This is a genomic window from Chryseobacterium sp. 14P4.3.2 (assembly GCF_057799275.1).
Genome location: NZ_JBYOKO010000002.1, coordinates 133,179 through 156,815, shown reverse-complemented (window position 1 = coordinate 156,815; position 23,637 = coordinate 133,179). Strand labels below are relative to the sequence as shown.

The 23,637-nt window shown below is 37.2% G+C and carries 17 protein-coding genes; 4 read left to right on the top strand and 13 right to left on the bottom strand.

All coding sequences use genetic code 11. The features are described from left to right. Positions 1-4: 4 nt before the first annotated feature. On the top strand, positions 5-808 hold the full coding sequence (locus tag AC27VX_RS04265; protein ID WP_488694043.1) for an SDR family oxidoreductase: 804 nt from the start codon (positions 5-7) through the stop codon (positions 806-808). A 60-nt stretch (positions 809-868) separates the two neighbouring features. Here AC27VX_RS04265 and AC27VX_RS04260 read toward each other — a convergent pair whose 3' ends face one another. The 9 genes from AC27VX_RS04260 to AC27VX_RS04220 all read right to left on the bottom strand — a co-directional run bounded on the left by AC27VX_RS04260 (position 869) and on the right by AC27VX_RS04220 (position 10,098). Beyond that, entirely contained in the window at positions 869-1,672 is an 804-nt protein-coding gene (locus AC27VX_RS04260) for a phosphatase PAP2 family protein (RefSeq protein WP_488694039.1), read from the bottom strand. A 35-nt stretch (positions 1,673-1,707) separates the two neighbouring features. Next, a complete protein-coding gene (locus tag AC27VX_RS04255) occupies positions 1,708-4,251 on the bottom strand; it encodes a TonB-dependent receptor domain-containing protein (protein ID WP_488694037.1) in 2,544 nt (847 codons plus the stop codon). Then, the gene (locus tag AC27VX_RS04250; protein ID WP_488694035.1) at positions 4,251-5,285 is read right to left on the bottom strand and encodes a sulfite exporter TauE/SafE family protein; all 1,035 of its coding nucleotides are present in this window, start codon (positions 5,283-5,285) and stop codon (positions 4,251-4,253) included. The genes AC27VX_RS04255 and AC27VX_RS04250 overlap by 1 nt, the downstream gene beginning before the upstream one ends. 92 nt (positions 5,286-5,377) lie before the next feature. Next, positions 5,378-5,554, bottom strand: a complete 177-nt coding sequence (locus tag AC27VX_RS04245; RefSeq protein WP_236859350.1) for a hypothetical protein — start codon at positions 5,552-5,554, stop codon at positions 5,378-5,380. Between the two features lie 89 nt (positions 5,555-5,643). Then, entirely contained in the window at positions 5,644-6,495 is an 852-nt protein-coding gene (locus tag AC27VX_RS04240) for a GLPGLI family protein (protein ID WP_488694033.1), read from the bottom strand. 78 nt (positions 6,496-6,573) lie between these two features. Then, entirely contained in the window at positions 6,574-6,738 is a 165-nt protein-coding gene (locus AC27VX_RS04235; protein ID WP_236859348.1) for a bacteriocin-like protein, read from the bottom strand. 245 nt (positions 6,739-6,983) lie between these two features. After that, entirely contained in the window at positions 6,984-8,270 is a 1,287-nt protein-coding gene (locus AC27VX_RS04230) for a sensor histidine kinase (protein ID WP_488694031.1), read from the bottom strand. Between the two features lie 52 nt (positions 8,271-8,322). Then, positions 8,323-8,997, bottom strand: coding sequence for a response regulator transcription factor (locus AC27VX_RS04225; protein ID WP_488694029.1), 675 nt, complete (start codon positions 8,995-8,997; stop codon positions 8,323-8,325). A gap of 108 nt (positions 8,998-9,105) precedes the next feature. After that, positions 9,106-10,098, bottom strand: a complete 993-nt coding sequence (locus AC27VX_RS04220; protein WP_488694027.1) for an aldo/keto reductase — start codon at positions 10,096-10,098, stop codon at positions 9,106-9,108. Between the two features lie 161 nt (positions 10,099-10,259). Between AC27VX_RS04220 and AC27VX_RS04215 the strand changes: the two genes are divergently transcribed. From AC27VX_RS04215 to AC27VX_RS04205, 3 genes are all read left to right on the top strand, one after another. After that, positions 10,260-11,528 carry an NAD(P)/FAD-dependent oxidoreductase gene (locus AC27VX_RS04215; RefSeq protein ID WP_236859343.1) on the top strand — a complete coding sequence of 423 codons (1,269 nt, stop codon included), beginning with the start codon at positions 10,260-10,262 and terminating at the stop codon, positions 11,526-11,528. Positions 11,529-11,576: 48 nt separating this feature from the next. Then, complete coding sequence (locus AC27VX_RS04210) at positions 11,577-12,569, top strand: SDR family oxidoreductase (RefSeq protein WP_488694025.1); 993 nt, start codon at positions 11,577-11,579, stop codon at positions 12,567-12,569. A 159-nt stretch (positions 12,570-12,728) separates the two neighbouring features. Then, positions 12,729-14,576: a chloride channel protein gene (locus AC27VX_RS04205; protein ID WP_300691085.1), complete on the top strand. Its 1,848-nt coding sequence runs from the start codon at positions 12,729-12,731 to the stop codon at positions 14,574-14,576. An 80-nt stretch (positions 14,577-14,656) separates the two neighbouring features. On the opposite strand, the gene AC27VX_RS04200 is transcribed toward AC27VX_RS04205, so the two are convergent. The 4 genes from AC27VX_RS04200 to AC27VX_RS04185 form a co-directional block, all read right to left on the bottom strand. Then, on the bottom strand, positions 14,657-15,601 hold the full coding sequence (locus tag AC27VX_RS04200; RefSeq protein ID WP_488694023.1) for an aldo/keto reductase: 945 nt from the start codon (positions 15,599-15,601) through the stop codon (positions 14,657-14,659). Positions 15,602-15,797: 196 nt separating this feature from the next. After that, entirely contained in the window at positions 15,798-17,609 is a 1,812-nt protein-coding gene (locus tag AC27VX_RS04195; protein ID WP_488694021.1) for a hypothetical protein, read from the bottom strand. 395 nt (positions 17,610-18,004) lie between these two features. Further along, entirely contained in the window at positions 18,005-19,156 is a 1,152-nt protein-coding gene (locus AC27VX_RS04190) for an efflux RND transporter periplasmic adaptor subunit (protein WP_236859338.1), read from the bottom strand. 7 nt (positions 19,157-19,163) lie between these two features. Next, a complete protein-coding gene (locus AC27VX_RS04185; protein ID WP_488694019.1) occupies positions 19,164-23,501 on the bottom strand; it encodes a CusA/CzcA family heavy metal efflux RND transporter in 4,338 nt (1,445 codons plus the stop codon). Positions 23,502-23,637 lie beyond the last annotated feature (136 nt).

Here is a 23,637-nt window from a genome sequence, read left to right as displayed (position 1 = left end):
AGATATGAACCGATATTTTGACAACAAGGTCATCTGGATCACAGGAGCTTCTTCAGGAATTGGAGAAGCTTTGGTAAAGGAACTTGCCCTAAATAGTAATGCCAAAATCATTATTTCCTCAAGAAAAGAAGAGCCATTATATACCGTTGCTGAAAAAGCAGGCCTTTCTGCTGAACGGTATGCTGTGCTTCCTTTAGATCTCATGAACTATAAAGATATGCCCGCTATTGCAGCAAAGGCAATAGAACAATTTGGAAAGATTGACCTTCTTATCAACAATGCCGGACTATCCCAGCGTTCTTTAGCCATAGAAACGGATATAGAGGTAGATAAACGTCTAATGGATATTGATTTTATTGGAACAGCTGCCCTTACTAAAGCAGTGATTCCCTACATGGTCAGCAATGGCGGAGGGCAGATTGCTGTTGTATCAAGCCTTATGGGAATATTCGGAGCCCCTATGCGAAGCGGATATGCAGCCGCAAAACACGCTTTACATGGCTTTTTTGATGCTCTACGTGCGGAATTATATGATTATAAAATACTGGTTACTATTATCTGTCCCGGTTTTATACAGACCGATATTTCTATCCATGCAGTAACCGGAGATGGCTCACAGCAAGGCACTATGGATGATGCCACAAGAAAAGGTATGCCTGCGGATGTTTTTGCAAAAAAAATGCTCTATGCTATTCAAAAACGGAAAAATCAAAAAGCTATTGGAGGGAAGGAAGTAATGGCCGTTTATCTTAAACGATTCTTCCCGTCATTATTAGCTAAAGTAATCCGTAAAGCAAAGGTGGTTTAACAAAAACAGGAATTTCTCCCTTTCAAGGGCCCGAAATTCCTGTATGAAAGAGTTTGTATTTTAAAAGTTTTTCACCAATCCTATTCCCAGCGTTTTGTTCTGGTAAAAAGGCATAACCATTGTAGATGACAACTTATTTTTCGTTTTATCTTTCCCCCTCAGTATAGTATCAATTCTGGGAAACAGCCAATAAGCCAGTTCTGTAGAAAGAATTCCAAAACCCGCTCCTGCAACTACATCTCCCAGCCAGTGCTTATCATTCACCATCCTGTATACCCCGGTAAAAACAGCGAACGGATATCCTGAAAGGCTTAACCAGAAATTGGTATCTCTGTATTCCCTAAACATGAACTGCGCAGAAGAAAATGCTGTGGCAGCGTGTCCTGAAGGAAAAGACAACGTATTTGATCCGTCTGGCCTTTCTTCTTTCATCAGATATTTTAAAGGCATTGTGAATGCAGCAGCGATAAGCTGTGAAGAGGCATAGATGATTGTACGGTCTCTCAGATTATGCTTTCCTTTTATCCCGGCTGCATTGAAGCCATATACCATTACAGCAGGGGCATACTGGGTATAATTATCCAATATTGTACGGCCGGGCTGGTGTTCATTGATTTCGGTTTTGGTAGATATATTAAGTTGTCTCAGTTTATTCATAGATAATCCGGCAACCCCGTAGCCAATGAATACGGCGGGAATAATCAGGCTTTTGTAATTCAGTTTATTCTGCTGAATACTTACAATACTGTCTTGTTTTATTTCCTGAACCGTAATCGTATCTTTATTGTTTTGAGCATTCACATTGCTGAAAGCTGAAATTAAGACAGCTAAATACATCCATTTTTTTTGAAATTGCTTTTTCATCCTAAATCATATTTATAAAGTTTTTAAATGCTGTATTAAAATTTGTAACTGTATCCCAATCTTACTACCTGCGTTTCATAATAATCATTGCTGGTATAAGCAAATCCAACACCCTGGATTTTTTTCTTAATGACCATTGTATTGAGTAGATCTGAAGCGTTGAGAAACACTTCTCCCTTCCCTTTTTGAATCGCTTTTTTCACTCCCACATCTATAGAAAATCTTGATTGTATTCTTCCCTGAGGAATGACATCGGGAGCCAGATAAACTGCAGTAAACTGTAGGTCCAGCCCTTTTGAAAAGTGAAAAATATTGTTCATTTTAAGGTTTCCTGAAATGGCAGACTGCTTATCAGCAGAGAATGTACTGGGTTCAGGATAGAGATTCAATACTGAAAATGCATTGATCTGGTTGTGGTAAAGATTCCCATTGATATTGAAAGAATATACATCCGATATCTTTTGGTTCCATATTGCTTCCATACCGGTATTGTAGCTCTTTCCGGTATTTTGGAATATAGCATAAATCAGCGTACTGTTCGGAACGATACTTGAAATTCGGGTAATTGTTCCATTGGCAAAACGATGGTATAATGCAGAATACAGATACCCGATGCCCCAATTGTATTTATACCCCAGTTCAACAGAATTGGTAAACTGAGGCCTTAATGCGGGGTTTCCTACCTTAATAATCCCGGCATCATCATATTTTGGAAAAATCCTGATATCAACTTCATTAGGACGGTCTACCCTTCTGTTATAAAAGACGGAGAACTTATGACGATCGTTCAGCTTATAGCCCAGTCTAAAATTAGGAAATGGCTGAGTATAGTTATAACCGTCACTTTTATAAGTAGGATGGTTGGGGTTCACATCATACTGAATTTTCACATATTCCAGTCTTAGCCCAAGTTCTGCTTCCCATTTGTCATTTTCAAATACATAATTTCCATATACAGCAGGTATAAATTCTTTATAATCAGCTTTTCCGCCCGCAGAGGCATCCAATACAGAGCTGCTTCCGGGGAAAAACTGCATATTGGTTGGGATACTTCTGTTTCGAAGCTTAATTCCTGTTTCAATTCTCCCGTATTTTAAAGGCTTTATATAATCTATATTAAAGTCATACACCTGTTCATCAGATAATAATTTGAAAGCATCAGTTCCTGTAGTAGCAGGTAAATAATTGTCATAGAAATATTTTTCGTCTTCTCTGTGAAAAGTATAATTAAAACCTATATTCAGCAGATGTCCGGCTTCCTTAAATTTATGCTGATAAGAAGCTGCTCCCATAACCGTTGTTTTTAACTCATCTTCCAAAAACTGCCAAAGCCGAAGACGCTGAGAGAAATCTCCGTTGAAAAACGGCTGGTCCCCACGGTCAATGATTTTCTCACTGCCATACATCCCTGAAATCGTCAATGTATTCTGATCATCAATATTCCAGTCTATTCCTGCCTTTGTGGTAAAGAAATTAGTATTTCTGTTTCTTTTCAATTGTGAATTGATAACAGTTCCATCGTCATAAGTACGGGTTACAAATTCGTTCTTATTAAGCGTCTGAGTATATAAATTATCAGCCTGCAGGAAAATATTCACCTTATCTTTTCTGTAATTAAGAGAAAGTGAAGGATTGATCTTTGGCGTCATCGTATACTGGGGACGGATGGTTGGCAGATTCTCTTTTCTTACCCAAAGAGATCCAAGTCCTGCTGTGAAACCTGCTTTCCCGTTCCATCCATTCTTTTTATTTTTCTTCATGATAATATTGATGATCCCTGCATTACCATTAGCGTCATACTTTGAAGAAGGATTATTGATGATTTCAATTTTATCTATTGATGAAGAAGGGATATTGTCAAGGCCTGTCTGGCTTCCGAAACCAGTCATTGCCGTTTGCCTTCCATCAATAAGAACCGTAACTTTATCATTTCCCCTAAGCTGTACTTTTCCATCCTGAATGGTAATACCAGGCAGATTTTGCATACTCTGTAATACAGATCCTCCACTTTGGCTGATATTATCCGCCACAGAATATATTTTTCTGTCAAGCTGATTACCTATCTCAGACTTTTTGGAAGCGGTAATGGTCACTTCTTCTATTTTTGTTTCCGTATCCTTCTTCGGTCCCAGTTCAATGCCGGGAATCTCCAGAAATTCTGAAAGACTTCCGACGAAAATGGGCTGTAACTTTGTATTGTATCCTGTAACAGACGCTTCAATAAGATAATGATCCGGTTTTATCCCTGTCATAGAAAATCTTCCGTTTTCATTGGTAATTGTTCCGGTAATAAACGTACTGTCTTTTTCCTTTTTTAAAATAATACCAGCATAAGGCAATGCGGCCTTGTCTTTATTGGTGATTCTACCTGACACAGTCACAGAAGTGGTTTGTGCTGAGGCCATAGACGAAATAACAATAGATGGGAAAAGTAACAGTTTAGTGCTGGTCATTGGGTTGATATTAGTTGATGTTTCTTTTTTATTATGCGCAAAGGCGCAGGCATTTTGATCTTTGATAAAGTTGAGACTGTATATTTTTTTTAAGAGGATTGTATTTATACTTTCTGCTTGATTCATCAGGCTTTATACTTGGTAAGCACATTGTTTTTATAACAGTAGAACTCATGAGTCGTTTCTTTCCCCAGCGCATATACTTTTTCTATATGTACATCATCATAATGTTCTTTTAGTGTATGATACATCGTTTTAAGATTTCCGGAAAGTTCTTCCGGCTGGATGCTCTTTTCAAGTTCCAGTCCTTTATTGGCTTTATATTCCAATACTACACGGATATTTCTCCAGGACATGGTGTACACATTTTTATTTTCTGTAGACGAAGTATTAACAGCAATTTGATCCTGCTGGATTATTTTGCCGGAGGTAGAGGTCATCAAAGTAATGCCGGAAACTACCATCGCTCCATACCCTATCTTTTTGAACAGGTTTTCGCTGAGATGGGGAAGAATATACTTCACGGTATATGAAGACACTACTGCCGCTACTGCTATCGCAATTCCCAGCCATAATGCGGTATTGGAATATAAGCCCAGCGAGATATAAATGATAAGCTTGATCAGGTGAAGGAAAATTTCATTTGCTGCACGAGTTGCCACTATTTCTTCTTTTTTAAGTCCGAACTTTAAATAAAAGCGGTTGAAAAGAAGTCCTACAGCACCTGTTATTCCTGAAATAAAACCCGCTGAGAAACCAATAACTGCTAATGCAGATTTGGGATAAGGCTTTCCTGATTCTTCTTTTTTATTTTTAGAAACAAAAAGTTGAGGAAGATTTGCAATCAGGAAGAAACCAACCATAAGCTGCAGATAATTGGGGTTTACATATTTGATCATATAAGCACCCAGCAGAACTGCCGGAATAGAAAACGGAACAAACCATAAAAATATTTTCCAGTTGATATGTTTTTTAAACACAGCAATCCGGGAGGCCGAACTTGTAAAAGTACCTAGCGTCAAAGAGAAAGGGACCAATGATGTGGGAAGCAGAAGGTTTAGGATAGGAATCAAAATCAGACTTGCACCGCCTCCACAAATAGCGCTGATCCAGAATGCAAGTATTGTTCCTGCGAATAAAAGGGCAATTTTAAAAATCATTTCTAAATTAATTTTACACTTCAGTATATTTTCAATACAAAGGTGCAATCCGATTTAGAAGAAATTTTGAATTGTCTGGTTCCTGATATTTTTTAGATAATGATATACTTAAATGTACCATCTACTTCCTTTAAATCTGATAAACTACCTGAAGACTTCCCAGCTTCTTGAATGTTAGTATTAGTAGCTTCAGGACTTTGCTCTTCCTGTAAAGGAGTTTCGATCGGATTTTCCAATTGTTCGTTGAGAAATTCTTTTAAAGATTTCATATTATTGAAATTTATATTTGTATTATATATTCAGCTAACGAATAAGCTAACTGTTTGAATACAAAACGAAAAAAAAGATTAGCTAATGGCTAATCTTTTTCTAATTCTAATGGGTTTTCGTATTTTTTATTTTCCTCTTTTTCTTTTTGTCGCTGCCTTATAATTTCTTGACCTTGTATAATAGTAGTTCCGTAACTTGCAAGTACAGCAGCAGCATTTGCATCAGCATTTCTAATTGCTTGTTTTAATTTTTGCTGTGTTGTTTCTATGGCTTCTGTATATCTGCTCTTTTTAATGGTAATTAATTTATCTTTTAATTTATATGTAGGTACAGATTTTACTAATTCAAAATCATATTCTTCTTTATCATCTGTTATTTTGACAATTAGTCCTGGCAAGCCACTAAATTTATATGGACCATAGGGCAACGGAATTTCAAGAGAATACCATGCTATCCAGTTTCGACCTTTAAAATTAACCTCTGCTTTCTTAGAAGTAATTGTATTGATTATTTTTGTTTCGTCTATAAGTTTCCAATTTTTTATTACGGGTTCTTTATACATAAGTAATGACATCGAAACAGACTCAAAATACTGTATGTTTTCATTTGATTGTATAATTGTATAATAGAATTGGGTTTTTGGTATATTCATTCCTTTTGTACTTAAAAGAATCCCACCATTATCCAATTTCTTATGTTGGGTTGTTTGAAATGTAGAATCTCTCTTAATTGATTGTGTACTTGCAAAAAAAGCACGTTTATCACCTATCTGTAATGAAAAAAATTCTTCATGTTTATAATCAGGAGTTAATGTACTCAGTTTAGCTTTTAATAAATAGGTAAATTCACCACACACAGTATCTTTTTTATGTAATTGAGAAAAGAATAAGACACTAAAAAATAAGGCTAATAATTGAAATAATTTTTTATAATAATACATAGAATTATTTTTGATTGTAAAAAAATGCACTTATAACTGTATTAGGTCATAAGTGCAAATAATTAATATGAACAAATATTAATTACAGTAATTTTTTTCAAGTTCAGCAAGCCACTGATTTGCTTGTTGTGGTGTCCAATCTTGAGTTGTAGTAGCAGTTTGACCGCAAAATTCTGCAATCCAAACTTGACCTCCTTTCAATGTTTTAAGGTCTTCTCGAGTTAATTTTTTTAGTTTTTTCATAATTGTGAAAATTTAAGATTAAGTTTCAAATATATATGATTAATTCATATCAAAGAGATATTTTTTATTATGTTAAGTGCCTTGTTTAATGTGGAAAACCGTAATTTATATTTGAAAATATTTCGTGCGATATTGAATTAATTTATCTTATTATGAGAATAAAAAAGCATTCTTCACGAATGCTTTTGAGTATTTTTGTATATATAAAATAATTAATATCAGCCAAAATTTAAATCAAAAGTTAACTATAAATTAACAGTGAAAATATGATGATTATTTTCAAATTTATATTCGATTGTCCAGTGATGAAACTTAGCAATTTCCTGTATAATAGATAATCCCAGACCACTTCCCCCGCTCTCTGTGGAGAGTTTTGAAAATCTTTTAAATAATAAATCCGCATTAAGTCTTTCTGTTCCCGAATTGGAAATTTCAAAAGCAGAATCTGTCAGTTTCATTAAAATCCCCCCCCCGGGAGAAGTATGGCGGATAGCATTGATGATAAGATTGTTGATCATAATCTCCGTAAGACTGCTGTTACCACTTATTTTTACATCAGAAGAAATATCTTCTTTTACAGAAATGTTTTTTTGTTCAAAATGTTCCTGAAGAATTTCTATACTCTGATGAAGCAGATGATCAAAAGAAATGACTTCAGAGTTATCAAACTGATTATTATCTATTTTAGCAAGCAGCAAGAGGTTTTTATTGATTCGTGAGCTTCTCGTCAGGGCTCTGTTCATTTCCTCTGCAATGCGGTATTGCCTTTCCGTCAAAGCCTGATCCTGAAGTAAAAGATCCAGCTTATTTTTGATGATAGCAAGAGGAGTCTGCAGTTCATGAGATGCATTTTCGGTAAATTCCTTTTGGGTATTATATACAGAAACATTATGCTCAATCAGTTTGTAAAGAGATTGGTTGAGCTCATCAAATTCTGTGATATCAGAAGCGGGAAGTTCAATTTTAGACTGGTTGTTGAGTTTAAAGGTTTTTAACCGGTCCAGAGTATCCCGAAAGGGTTTCCATATGGAAGCGGAAAGTCTTCTGTTTAAGTATAAAAGCCCAACTACAATCATCACAAAGAAAAATATAGTAATCATAGCGATCACGGCAATTGTCTCGTGAGATTCCTCAATATTGGTCTGTATCGTAAAAAGGTAAGGTTTATCGTGAATATATATTACTTTCTGAAGACATCGGTAACGTTCCTTTTTATTAGAAGAAATAAATGGAAGATGTTTTTCGGAAGTATAAACGGTATCTCCTTTAATTTTATCTGCCGGAATTCTTTCAATATTGGTTTCAGGCTGAATATGATTCCATAAATCAAGACTGTTCTCCAGCTTTTCATCAGAAAGTTTTAATTGATTGAATTCATAGGCTGTTTTCTCTACAATAATCTGGTTATGCTCATCCAGTTCACTTTTCCAGATTGTATCTACCACAAAATAATATACAGGAATACTTATCGTTAATACAATAAGAACGTAGATAAGAAAGGGTTTTGTGGTTTTGTTTAATAGAGGCTTCACAGGAATGATGAATTAAGAATTATTGATGATCAGATTTTAGAAAGTATCGGGTTTACGATTCCCACTTATATCCCGTTCCATACACTGTTTTGAGGTAATGTCCAGAGCCGGCATCATATAGCTTTTTCTTAAGATTTTTCACATGCGCATATACAAAATCATGATTGTCAAGCATATCTGCAAAATCCCCCGAAAGGTGTTCCGCCAATGTACTCTTTGAAATCACTTTATTCTTATTACCGATAAAATAGATCAGAAGGTCAAACTCCTTTTTCGTCAATGCAATTGTTTCTTCATTAACGGCTACTGTTTTAGCCAAAAGATCAATTTGAAGTTCATTTTGGGTCACCACATTAGAACTGTGAAACTGTTTTCTGCGGATAATAGAATATACTCTGGCCATCAGTTCTGAAAGATGAAAAGGTTTGGTAAGATAATCATCGGCTCCCAATTTCAGACCTTCCACCTTATCATCCAGTGCATTTTTAGCGGAAATAATGATCACGCCATCCTGTTTCTGCTGTTTTTTTAATTCTTCCAAAATTCTAAGTCCATTTCCGTCAGGAAGCATAATGTCTAATAAAATACAGTCATAATGAAACATCCCTATCTTATTCATAGCGTCAGTATAGGTACCGGCCCGTTCACAGAGGTAGTTTTCCTCTGACAGATATTCAGTAATACTTTTAGCAAGCTCGGTTTCGTCTTCTACAATTAGAATTTTCATGCTATAAAACTATCATTAAATTTTGAAGAAATTTTGAACGCAGATAAAATAATTACACTGAGTTTGGGTTCCTATCCATATGGCCTTATCCCAAACCCAGTTTTAATTCTACAAAGTAGGAACCTGAGCTTTTTCATAAATAAGCCCCTTTTCCTTGAGCTCTTTCCAGAAATCCGAAGGGATATTGGTTTTCAGAGCCCGTATATTATCCTTTACCTGCTCTGGGCTGCCAGTTCCCGGTATAATAGATGAAAACTCATCACAAGCGAGAACAAAATGCAGAGCAGCATCTATAAGGCGAATACCATATTTATCTGCAATAGCAGAAATTCCGGCTCGTTTTTCATTCATCCCTTTCGGGATTACATCTTTATAATTATAACGTTCTCTCCCGGCAATATAGCCTGAATTATATCCAGCTCCGGAAACGAGTTGTACCCCTGCTTTTTTTACTGCAGGAAGAAGCCTGTCAACTGCATCTTCATGTTCCAATATAGAATATTGAGTTGCAGAAAGACAAATATCAGGATCTGCTGATTCAATACAATCTAAAATGGGTTCAATTTTATTGACTCCCATTCCCCAGGCTTTAATAATCCCCTGATTTCTTAGCTCAGAAAGAACTTTAAAAGCTCCTTTTTGTGCTTGTTCAAGGAAATAAGGGTAGCGGTCACCTACCTGATCCTCAGATAAATCATGCACGTATACAATATCAATATAATCCAGACCGGTTCTTTTCATACTTTCTTCTATAGACTGTTTTACAGCGTCAGCAGTATAATTATGTCTGAAATCATATGGAAGAGGTTTTTTCCACATGGTAGGCGGAACTTCAGATTCCGGAACCTGATTAAAAAGTCGGCCTACTTTTGTTGAGAATATAAAGTCATCTCTGTCTTGGGTTTTCAGAAAACGGCCAAATCTTCTTTCGCTTTTGGTAAGCCCATACCAGGGAGACGTATCATAATACCGGATTCCGGTATCCCATGCTGCCTGCAGTACTTTCTGCGCCTGTTCATCTGTAATATTTTCAAAAGCGGTTCCTATAGCAACACCGCCTAGTCCCAGTCTGTGATTTTCATTTAAAATAGCTCGGCTCATAGTAATATTATTTGGATGTCTGGATAGGTAACCAGCAAACATCATGCAGACTTAATCCTGAGATTTCATTTTTCCTTATTTTATGTTAAATGTTTGTTTCCCGCATTCTTTGGTCCTGTTCTTGAATTGAATAAGGAACACCATTTCAATATCCACTTAATATGAAAAAGCACATTGTAATCGTAGGCGGAGGATTTGCAGGCATTAATCTCATCAAATCTCTTAAGAACGACAACAGATTCAGAATTACGCTGGTAGATAAAAATAATTATCATTTTTTTCCACCATTGATCTATCAGGTTGCAACCTCATTCATAGAAGCCTCTAATATCAGTTATCCCTTCAGAAAATTATTTTCAGAGAATAAAAATGTTAAATTCCATATGGGAAGCCTGATTAAGGTAAATACTGATAATAAAACCATTGAAACAGATACCGGAAACCTGAGCTATGACGAACTTGTCCTGGCGATAGGAACAGAATCTAATTTTTTTGGAATGGAAAATGTACAGAAGTGTGCACTTCCCATGAAAAATATTGAAGAAGCACTGTATCTGCGGAATCATATCCTGCTGACTCTGGAAGAAGCTGCCAGAAACAAAAACATTAAAGAAGCTGAAAAACTTCAGAATATCGTAATTGCTGGCGGCGGACCTACGGGCGTAGAATTGGCAGGTATGCTGGCAGAGATGGGACATTATATCGCCCAGAAAGAATATCCCGAAATAAAACTGGCACTTTCCAATATTTATCTCATAGATGCCCTTCCCACTCTGCTTTCTCCTATGAGCAGTCTGGCACAAGAAAGTGCTTATGAAAAATTGAAAGAATTGGGTGTTAAGATTATCCTGAACATCTCGGTGAAAGACTATATTGATTCCAAAGTTATATTAAGTGACGGAAGATCTCTTGAGACAGAAACTCTGATCTGGACTTCCGGAGTCATAGGTAGAGAAATTAAAGGATTACCCGAAGAAAGCATAGGAAAAGGAAGACGGATTGCAGTAAATGCTTACAATAAAGTGGAAGGAACCTCCAATGTTTATGCTCTGGGAGATATTTGCATAATGCTTTCTGAAGAAAAATATCCGAAAGGGCACCCTCAGCTTGCACAGGTTGCCATTCAGCAGGGTAAAAATCTGGCTGCCAATTTCAGGCGGATAGAAGAAGGTAAGGTACTGGAACCATTCTATTATCATGATAAAGGAAGTATGGCTATTATTTCCAAATATAATGCTGTGGTAGACCTTCCGAAACATTCCTTCAAAGGATTCGCAGCTTGGCTTACATGGCTTTTCATCCATATTATTCCTTTGGTTGGATTCCGGAGTAAAATACAGCTCGCTTTAGACTGGTTCCGTTTATTTATTACAAATAACCCTTCCATCAGACTGATATTGTTTCCTAAAAAAAATAATGGGAACAGATAATCATCAGAATGAAAATAATAATTCTAAACACACTCAAATTCCAATAGTATGAAAAATCAAAGAAAACCTCTTTTTTTTGGAGAAACAGTTGTCATTACCGGAGCCTCAAGCGGAATCGGTAAAGCCACAGCAGAAGCTTTTGCTGAACAGGGAGCAGACCTTATCCTTGCTGCAAGGGGAGAAAAAGCACTTAATGAAACTGCAGAAATATGCCGGAAACTTGGAGCCAATGTGCTTGCTGTACCTACGGATACTTCTGTAGCTAAAGATGTACAGCATCTTGTGGATGAAGCGATAGAATTCAGTGGAAAGATTGATTATTGGGTAAACAATGCAGGAGTTATGGCTTTGGGCAGGTTTGAGGAAATCCCCCAGGAAGTAACTGAGCAGGTTATTAAAACAAACCTTCTGGGATATATGTATTCTGCGCATGCTGTATTGCCGGTGTTTAAAAAGCAGAAAAGAGGTGTTTTAATTAATAATGTTTCAATTGCAGGATGGGTTCCTGCTCCTTACAGTGCAGCATATACAGCTTCAAAATTTGGCATTAGGGGAATGGTAGAAACTCTTCAGGGAGAAGTTTCAGATTTCCCCGACATTCATATCTGTGCCCTCTACCCTGGATTCCAGAAGTCATCAGGAATAGAACATGCTGCCAATTATTCCGGAATGTCAATCGGTACTCCCTATCCTTCATTTGACCCACGTAAACTCGCCGCTTCCATTGTAAAAACAGCAAAAAATCCCGTGGCGGCAAACTATCCTGACTGGTCAGCGATAGTGTTTAAAAACTTATATGAAATGTTTCCCGGGGCTATCCGCCACCTCTCATCTGCGGGAATGCGCCTGGCAATCAGAAAATCGCGTAAAGATGAAAATACGATAGGGAATGTGCTGCAACCGTCACAGGGTAATATGGAAGTTCATGGAAAAACAGTATTCTCCTTATCTTCAAAAACAGTAATTCGGGCAGGTGCCGGAATTATAGCAGCAATAGCATTAGGCGTCCTGTTTTCAGGCAAAACAAAAAAAATAGTATAATCTGAAAAATTACTATTATCTTCTGATTGTAAGGGGTTAAATGTTTTTTAATACCAGATGTTGTATTGGTTTAAAAAAGTCCTTTTTAGGTATTTTATAAGATATTTCATAAATTTACGGAACTGGATCAAACTGATCACAGTATTAAAATTCTTCCAGGTGAAAATTCACAACAAAAAAAAGTACCTAAGTTTCCTTAAATTTAAAAGAGACTTCCAGAAATATGGATTGGAAAAAGCGCGCAGTTACGAGCTTATTCTGCATTGGCTGAACAACAGACTGAGCAGAAACCAGTTTCTTGTACTTTCCGGAATCCTTGTAGGCTGTACGGCTGGCCTTGCCGGAGTTATTTTGAAAACTCTGGTACACAACATTCATTACTTCATTACGAATAAAGTTCATTTTGAATATCAGATTTTATTTTATATCGTTTTTCCTTTTTTAGGGATTGTGCTTACAACGCTAATTGTTTTAACCTTGTTTAAAGGACAGGACAGAAAAGGTATTGGTGCTATTCTTTATGAAATCGCACAGAATTCCAGCATTGTAGCTTCTGTTAAAATGTATTCGCAGGTGATTCAGAGCGCCATTACAGTCGGTTTGGGAGGATCAGCAGGGTTAGAAAGCCCTATCGCCGTTACAGGAGCTGCTATTGGTTCAAACTATGCACAGACCTACAGGCTCAGCTATAAAGAGCGTACACTGCTTCTGGCTGCGGGAGCAACGGCAGGGATTGCTTCTGCCTTCAATGCACCTATTGCAGGGATTATGTTTGCATTTGAGATCCTGCTGACCGGAGTTGTATTTACTGATTTTATTCCACTGGTAGTAGCAGCAGTCTGTGGAAGTCTTTTATCAAGAATACTTCTTCAGGAAGATGTTCTTTTCAGATTTTATACAAGAGATCCTTTCAATTATAAAAATGTACCTTATTATCTTATTTTGGGGCTTGTTACCGGTTTGTATGCCCGTTATTTTGTTATCATTTCCCAAAAAGTAGAACACTTTATAAAAGGTCTCCAGCTTTCAAGAATGCGTAAAGCAATGTTTGGAGGTGCTGTTCTTTCCTTATTATGTGTTCTTTTTCCTCCCTTATTCGGAGAGGGATATGAAACGGTAAAAGCTTTTACTAACGGAAATACCTATTCAATTATTGAGAACAGCTTTTTCAGATATTTTGAAATCGGGGACTGGACCATTATTATATTTTTGATTTTAGTGTTGCTTTTAAAGGCTTTTGCGACTTCTTTTACTATATTCAGTGGTGGAAACGGAGGTAATTTTGCACCTTCACTTTTTGCAGGAGGTACTTTAGGGTATTTATTTGCATTAATTTGTCAGCATTTGGGATTTACAGATGTTCCGGTGACCAATCTGGTTCTGGTAGGAATGGCAGGTGCAATGAGTGGTGTACTGTATGCACCTCTTACCGCTATTTTTCTGATTGCGGAATCCAGTTATGGCTATGATCTTTTCATTCCTTTAATGATTGCCTCTGTGATATCTTACCTTATCGCCAAATGGTTCTCTCCTATTTCTCCGGAACTGAAATCATTGGCTGATGAAGGGAAAATATTTACCAGCAAGCACGATAAAAACCTTCTTTTTGCCTTAAGAACAGATGATTTTATAGATAAATATTCGCAGACCATCAATGAAAATGACCCCATTTCAGAGTTGTTTGAACTGGTGAAAAATGGAAATAAAAATATCTTTGCTGTAGTGGATGATAACCGGAAACTGAAAGGAGTTCTTACTCTGGATGATGTAAGACCTTATCTGTTCAATAAAGATATTGATCCGCTGGAAAAAATAATTCAGGTGATGAAAGCTCCTCCCGCGATACTTCACCGTGAGAACAAGCCACTGGAAATCCTTCAGATCTTTGATGATACAGGAGTATGGAATCTTCCGGTGGTAAGTGATAACAATGATTTCATCGGATTTATTTCAAAATCTTCTATTCTGATGAGCTACAGGCAACTGCTGAAAGAGTATTCTGATTAATAAAAATTTAAACCATTATCAATAAAAAATCCGTTCAGTATTGAACGGATTTCATTTTAATCTATAATGAAAGGTGAAGACTAATGACTTGCTTTATTCAGCAAATCAATATCTTCCTGATCTAAAACCAGTTTAGGGGCACTGAATAAGGTGTCGAGCTGTGAAGCGCTGGTAGCACTTACAATAGGTGCCGTAATCAAAGGATTGGCCAATAACCAGGCAAGAGCAACCGTACTTTGAGGAGACTGATGCTTCTCTCCTACCTGATCCAAAGCTTTTAATACTTCAATACCTTTAGCATTCAAGTACTTTCTTACTCCTTCTCCTCTCGCACTTTTAGCAAGATCTGCTTCATTACGGTATTTTCCTGTTAAAAATCCTGCGGCTAATGACCAATATGGAAATACGCTAAGATCAAACTGCTCAACCAGCGGAGCATAATTTTTTTCAAAGCCTTCTCTTTCCATAAGGTTGTAATGAGGCTGTAGTGCTGCATATTTAGGCAGATTGTATTTCTCGGAAGCTTCAAATGAGGCTTTCAGACGTTCCGGGGAAAGATTAGAAGCTGCAATATAACGTACTTTTCCTGCTTTAATGATCTCATCATATGCAGAAAGAGTTTCTTCTACCGGAGTGGTATGATCATCAAAGTGAGTATAGTAAATATCAATATGATCAGTCTGAAGTCTTTGCAGCGATTCATCCACCGATTGTAAGATATGTTTTTTACTGATATCAAAACCATGCTCTTTTGTTTCAGAGCCCACCTTGGTGGCCAGTACAATATCCTTACGGTTTGCACGGCTCTTCATCCATTTCCCGATGATTTCTTCAGATTGACCGCCTTTTCCATTGACCCACCATGAATACGTATCTGCTGTATCTACAAAATTGAATCCGGCACCTGTAAAGCGGTCCAATATATCAAAAGACTGTTTTTCGTCCAGAGTCCATCCGAAAACATTCCCTCCAAAATTGATAGGGGCTACTGCCAGATCCGTATTTTTGATCTTTCTTTTTTCCATAAAATAATTTTACTTAGTAACCTCTAAGGTAAGGAATATAAAGGCAGATGTAAGATTCAAAATAGCCATTCCTTTTATAGTTAATATAAATGAAAACACTTGTCATTACTCACTTTTTTTGATAAAGATGAAGTTTAAAAATAAAAAAACAGCCTTCAGAAGAAGACTGTTTTATACTCTATCAATTAAAAAAATACTATTGCTTTACAACCTGAGGAACCTCAATGGCTGTCAGCATTAGTTTATATTCCTGCAATTGCAGGTTTATGGTTTGTAACCTGTTACTAAAGAATGATGATGTTGTAAACAGATTGTTATAATAATCAATTCCCTCCAATACATTTTTCTTAAAGGTATTCCACTTTTTGGATTGGGAAGCTGTAATCTGAACGGTAGAATCTGTAATTTCCTTTTTCAAATAGTCGATATACATTTTCAGTTCATTGATGAACATATTCGGGCGGTTATTGTCAGAAAGAATATTGGTGTTTCCATAGATATGCTTTACCATTTCCGAAAGGGAAACTTCTTTATCAAAAAACGCAATATTCGGTCCCGGACATATTACTACACCTTGTTTTTCGCCTTTTATTTCAAGGTTTTGTTCCATATAGGCAGCGTTCACCAACCCTACACAAAGGCAGGCTTTATCGGTAATTTCAGCTTTCTTTTTTTCAAACTCTCGTATCGTTAAGCTCTCTCGCTCAGCATCAAGCTCACGGAGTTTAATATCCTGGTATTTCTTTGAAGCTGTACAAGTTCCTTCCTGTGAAAATTCTTTACTCAATGCCAGTAATTTCTTAGGGCATGAGCTTCCATATTTGCCATTGGACTCTTTTTTATATTTCAGTATTTCATTGGAGGTCCCCTTTACGGTATTGAAGGGCACTCCTAAAGGCGAAATATTACTCAGATAAAGGTCTTCCTGTTTAGACTGTAATAGAAGGTTTCTGGTTTCTTTATCTACTGAAGTGGCTTCAGGTACTAATAGAAATGGAGATCCCCATCCAACGCTGTCTACATCATAATTGGCAAGTAAAAAATCATGCTCTTCGGAAGTTCCTACTCCTCCCTGAACCGTAATTTTCATTTCTAAAGGCTCAGAAACAGCAGGTTTTCCTTTTTGCTCCAAAGCAGTACTCATTAAAGCATGGGCTGACTGTATCAGATCATTTTTTTTCTGCTTAAATTCCTCCATGATCGGGCCCAGAAGCATCCCGTCGGTAGCAAATGCATGCCCACCACAGTTCAGTCCGGACTCTATCCTGTATTCGGAAACCCACAGCCCTTTTTTCGCCAGAAAATTCCCCTGAATCATTGCAGAGCGGAAATCACTCACCTTAAGGATGATTTTCTTTTTTATGATTCCTTGGTCATCCGGAAAGAAGTCTTCAAATTCTTCCATATAACTATACAGGCGGGGATTCATCCCTGCAGAAAGAACCATAGAAGAAGATAATTTACTCATTGCAAATCCACGAAGTGAAGCATGAGCATCATTGTACATCACCGGAAGCTGTTCATTTTTCTGATAATTATCTTTATCAACTTTCGTCATGATGTTTACGTCAATACTTCCCGGTTTTAAATTGGACTCAATAAAATTTTTAATATTTGAGCTCCAGTTATCCTTTTGGTTTATAAAACTCTGAAGGCTGTTCTTCAAATCTGAAGTATTGGGCAACATTGCCATAAAGTCTTTTAAAGACTCTTTATTTTTGCTGATTTCCTGTTTGAAAGATTCAAATTTTTCATTCACGATATCATCTACCATATCAAGATAGGCAGTAATTCTTTTCGCTCTGTAATCTTCCGTTTTTGTTGAAATTCCTAAATAATCCAGGTTGAACTTCCTGTTATAAAAGTTTTTCATTTTTTCCAAAATTTCGTCATCAATAATAGAAATTACGGAAGATATTCCATATTGTGCTACACGGATCGGGCTGTCTATTGTGTAAGCCAGACCCATTACCGGAATATGGAAATTGTGCAAAGGTTTTTTTGTCATATATTTTCGATAAAAGTTCTTTTCGTAATACATCTAAAAATCCTCTTAAAACTATTCACTTCCTAAATATATTATTTTACCATGAGCTATGCATTAAATAATACTTTTAATATTCAAAAACCTGTCAAATATCATTCTTTTCGAAAGCATTTTTTTAAATGAAAGGTTTTTGAAACAGAAAAAGATTTTTTTTCATATAAAAAATAAGAAACACACTGTTTTTTTAATCGAACCATTTCTATTTGCTTAGAATTCAGATTTCTTCTATTTAGTGTATTTAAAGTATATAGTTCGAAACGGAATATAAAAAAAGGAAGCAAAAAAGATCAGTTTCTAAAATAGTTCTCTTTTGCTCCCTTAGATAGAATAGATTTTATATCAATCTCACAGTTCTGTTATTCAGCTTTATTTTTAAGCATCATCAGCAGACTGTAAGCTCCTTTCTGTACAATTTTCTTATCCTTTAGAAAATCTGCTTTTACAATCTCCGTGAACTGATCATCAGAAATTCCGGCAACCACAGGGATCATTTTATAATTTGACTTTCCAAGATCTTCAAAAACATAATTTTTGTTTTCATAAGCCACCACCGCTTCATTGGGAAGTCCCTGTGTATAACGGCTGCTGATATTCACTTCTGCATTCACATACATTCCTTTTACAAAATCAGAATTTACAGAAGAAAGTTTGGCTACGGCTGTGGCAGAACCTCCGTTTTCAATACTTGGAACTACACTTACAATTTTAGCGTTTGACTTCACGTCCGGCTTCTGGTTATTGTAAACTAAAATTTCCTGGCCTACTTTCACATCATTCACATCATTTTCAAAAACCTTCAGTTCCAACAGTAATCCCGAAGGATTGATGAGTTCAAATAAAGTATCTGCCGGATTGATATATTGTCCGTTATTCACTGAAATTTTGCTTACAAAACCTGTGAACGGAGCATAAATATTAATCCGGCTTCTGATATTTCCGGTGGTTAAGCCTTTAGCACTTATTCCTATGATCCGAAGTTTTTCTTCAAGTCCTTTCAGGGTGGCATTCAGAGTCGCGTAGTCTGCCTGAGCCATCTCCATCGTCTTGTCGCTGCTGGCTTTGCTTGTATTAAGGTCTTTCTGACGGTTAAAATTCAGTCGTGCGGCTTCAAGCTGAGCTTTTGTAACCAGATAATCCTGCTGAAGCTGTATGAACTGCGGGTCTTCCACCACGGCCAATATCTGCCCTTTGGTGAAATGGCTACCATTGATCACATTAACGGACTTGATGTGCCCTCCCATAATACTTGAAATAGAGCTGATATGTGACGGGGCAATCTCTGCTTTACCGTTCAGACGTACCAGTTTTTCCATATTCCTGTCTTGAATGGAGGTGGTGGTTAACCCTACAGATTGAAGCTGTTTTTCTGTAAGATGTACTGTATTTTCAGTGCTTTTACTAAACTTTTTGTTTTCATAGACCGTTTTTTCTTCTTCTTTTTTTCCTGAACAAGAAGATAAAACAAATGCTAAGGCAAGGCTGTATACTGATATTTTTTTGAAATGCATTACGCTGTTATTTTGAAATTAAGAAATTAAGTTCCGCTCCGATCTGATTAAGTCTTTCCAGCTGGTCAATATAGTCTGCTTTTGTTTTTACAGCCTGATTCACCAGTATTACCCAGTTCAGATAATCAATCTCTCCCACTTCCATCTGTTTTTGAGCTGTTTTTAAGATTGTTTCGGACTTTGGAAGCTGTTTTTGCTCATAATTCTCAATGATTCTCTGTTGATTTACATAATTACTGATCTGCTGCCCCAGTCTGTTTTTGAGTTCAATTTCTTTTCGATGGTACTGATTTTCTGTGATGGCAATTTTTGCCTGTGCAGCTTTTGCCATTGCTCTCTGGCCTTTTGTAAACAAAGGGATTCCAACACCCACCTGAACCGAATTGAAACGGTTATTGTTGATGTTTTTCATACTCTGATTGGTATATCCTACAAGAAGATCTGGAAGCAATCTGCTTTTTTCCAGCTGTACTTCGGCTTCTCCCACCTTGATCTGCTGCTGAAGATACTGAAGCTCCGGATGCTGCTTTACTTTATCCTCAGAAATCTGAAGGGCAACATCTATTATCGGTTTATCTGCTACAGGCTGGTAAGGATTTTCAGACTGCAAGAGAAGCTGAAGCTGAAGTTTTGCTACATTAAGATCATTTTCAAGGCTGCTTAATTGTACTTTTATCTGTTCTTTTTGAATTTCGGCGGTAGATTCCTCCAAAATATTGGCTTCTCCTTTTTTTAGCCTTAAAGCAGCTTTTTCAGCAAAATTATTGTAAAGCTTGCTGATGTATTCCAATATTTTTTTCTTTTCCAAAAGGACTAAAGTCCTATAGAAAACATCCGTAACTTCTTTGGTAAGCTGAGTTTTTGTCAGGTTTTGGCTAATCACACTTGCCGTCCACTCTGCATTCAGCATCTGCTTTCTTTTTGAATATACGGTAGGAAAGCTGAATCTTTGGGAGATCCCGAATGAATTATCCGTCTCTTCGCCCTGAATCTGCCCGAATCCTCCGGTAACTTCCAGCTGGGGAATATCCAGATAGCTGGCTTTCAGTTTTTCCTGATATTCAGAGATTAGTTTTGAATTTTTAAGGGTTCCGTTCTGTTGAAAAGCTTTTTCCAAAGCTTGCTCATAGGTAATATTTTCCTGAGCCTTAAAGCTTCCAAAAGAAAGTAAAACCAGAAAAACAGACAGTTTTTTATAGTTGAGTTTTTTAGAAAATTTCATTTTATCTTTATTAATATGTTCAAACAAGACGTATAGAATAGGCAGTACAAATAGGGTTAAAAGGGTTGCCAGCATGAGACCTCCAATAACTACGGTAGCTAATGGCCTTTGTACTTCAGCACCCGCACCGTTGCTCAGTGCCATCGGCAAAAATCCTAAAGATGCTACAAAAGCAGTCATTAAAACCGGGCGAAGTCTTATTCTTGTTCCCATTAAAACTATTCTGCTCGTATTCTTTAATCCATTATTTTTCAATCTGTTAAATTCCGATATCAAAACTATTCCATTAAGTACAGCAACACCAAACAAAGCAATGAATCCTACCCCTGCACTGATACTGAAAGGCATTCCTCTTAAAGCAAGAAAATACACCCCGCCAATGGCTGATAAAGGAATAGCGGTATAGATCAGTAAACTATGCTTCACTGAACCAAAAGCAAAGAATAACAGTAAGAAAATCATAACCAGAGAAATAGGAACGGCAACTCCCAATCTTGATTTTGCCTGATTTAAATTTTCAAATGTACCCCCATAAGAAATGGTATATCCGGGAGAGAATTTAAGGTTTTTACCCACTTTGTGCTGAAGCTCTTCTACAATGGTCTGTACATCTTTTCCTCTCGCATTAAAACCGACAATAATTCTTCTTTTGGTATCTTCTCTCTGAATCTGATTCGGACTGTTTTTAAGCTCTACTTTAGCCAGCTGAGATAATGGAATCTGCTCTCCTGAAGCAGTGGGCACTAATAGATTCTGAATGCTTGTAAGGTCCTTCTTGTATTCATTATCCATTCTGACAACGATATCAAACTTTTTCTCACCCTCATACAAAGCACCTGCAGTCTGCCCTGCAAAAGCCATATTAATGACCCTGTTGATCTCTGCTACAGAGATATTATGACGTGATAATTCTGAACGGTTATAATCAATCACCACCTGGGGCGCTCCTACCACCGGTTCTATATAAAGATCCTGGGCCCCTTTCACCGTGTTGATGATGCTTCCCAGCTTTTTGGCATATACTGTAAGGCTGTCCAGATCTTCACCATAGATTTTACAAACCACATCCTGTCTTGCTCCGGTCATCAGCTCATTGAAACGCATCTGTACAGGGAACTGAAAACTGGTTGTTAGTCCGGGAATAACCGTTAAAGCTTTACTCATTTTATCAGAAAGCTCCGGGAAGGATTTTGCGGAAGTCCATTCTTTTTTAGGTTTTAAAACAATAATCATATCTCCTGCATCCATAGGCATAGGTTCTGTAGGGATTTCTGCACTACCGATCTTCACAACTATCTTTTGTATTTCCGGAAACTGCTTTAAAAGAATACCTGAAGCCTGTGTGGTTATTTTTTTCGTTTCGTTAATATTACTTCCCTGAAGTACTCTCATTTCAACTGCGAAATCACCCTCCTCAAGAGAAGGAATAAATTCACCTCCCATTTTAGATAAAGTATAAATGGCTCCTGCAAAAAGAACCAGTACACTGATGATAATGGTTTTTCGGAATTTAAGTGCCTTCATCAGGAGCTTCTGATGGCCTATTTCTACTTTCCCCATCACTCTGTCTGAAATATTTTCTTTTTCCTTTTTCTTTCTGCTCAGCACCAGAGAACTCATCATTGGAATATATGTAAGGGAAAGAATAAAGGCTCCTATCAGTGCAAATGCCACGGTCTGTGCCATCGGTTTAAACATTTTACCCTCAATCCCCTGAAGGGTAAAAATCGGAAGATATACGATCAGGATAATAATCTGTCCAAAAACAGCACTGTTGACCATTTTCGTTGCAGAACCGGAAACCTGTTCATCCATTTCTTTTTTACTGAGCATATTGTCTTTTCCAAAATGCTTTTTATGGGCTAACTGGTGCAGAACGGCTTCTACAATAATAACAGCACCATCCACAATAAGACCGAAATCTAAAGCTCCGAGGCTCATCAGATTCCCTCCTACTCTAAAGATATTCATCATGATAATGGCAAAAAGCATTGCCAAAGGAATCACGGAAGCCACTAATAAACCTGCTCTGAAATTTCCGAGGAATAATACCAGAATAAAAACGACGATCAAAGCCCCTTCCATAAGGTTGGTCTTTACCGTACTTATCGTATTGTTTACCATTTTGGCACGGTCAAGGAAAGGTTCAATCACAACGCCCTCCGGTAAGGATTCCTGTATCTTTTCAAGTCTCTGCTTGATGTTTCCAATCACTTCATTGGCGTTTTCGCCTTTAAGCATCAGAACAATAGCTCCTGAAACTTCGCCTGTATCGTTATAGGTCATTGCCCCATATCGTGTAGCAAACCCAATCTTTACAGAAGCTACGTCTTTGATATGAACAGGAATACCCTCCTTCGTTTCAGCCACCTGAATACCTCCAATATCCTCACTACTTCCCAAAAGCCCTTCACTTCGGATAAAAAGAACGGTTTCTTTTTTCTCAATATAAGCGCCTCCCGTATTCTGATTATTCTTTTCCAAAGCAGCAAAAACATCGTTGATATTGATGTTGAATGCCTGAAGTTTGTTGGGATTGATAGCGATCTCATACTGTTTCAGCTTTCCTCCGAAACTACTGACATCCGCCACTCCTTTAGTTCCCAGCAGCTGACGTCTTACCACCCAGTCCTGAATGGTTCTGAGCTCTGTCTCGTCATACACATTTTCGTATCCCTTTTTCGCTCTTACGACATACTGGAAGATTTCTCCCAATCCGGTAGAGATAGGCCCAAGCTCCGGTTTTCCAATACCTTCGGGAATATTATCCTGAACGAGCTGCAGACGTTCCTGAACCTGCTGGCGGGCCCAGTATACATCTGTTTTATCATCAAAAACTACAGTCACCAAAGAAAGCCCGAACCGTGAAAGACTTCGGAGCTCCGTAATTCCGCTGATATTGCTCGTGGACTGTTCAATAGGAAACGTTACCAGACGTTCTATGTCTGCAGCCCCGTAAGAAGGAGCTGTCGTAATGATCTGAACCTGGTTATTGGTAATGTCAGGCTGAGCATCAATAGGGAGTTGGGTGGTCTCATATATACCAAGAAGGATGAGACCTCCTGTAAACAGGGCAATGATGAGTTTATTCTTTACAGAAAACTCAATAATTTTATTTAACATGAAAAAACTATTAATTGATAACCCGAAATGTTTTATAAAAACTGTTTGAACTTTTTTTGATCGTAAAAGCCGGAATAGTAAAAGTGTACTCAAAAGGCATTTCAAATTCACAAAATACAAACTTGAAAAAGTCTTC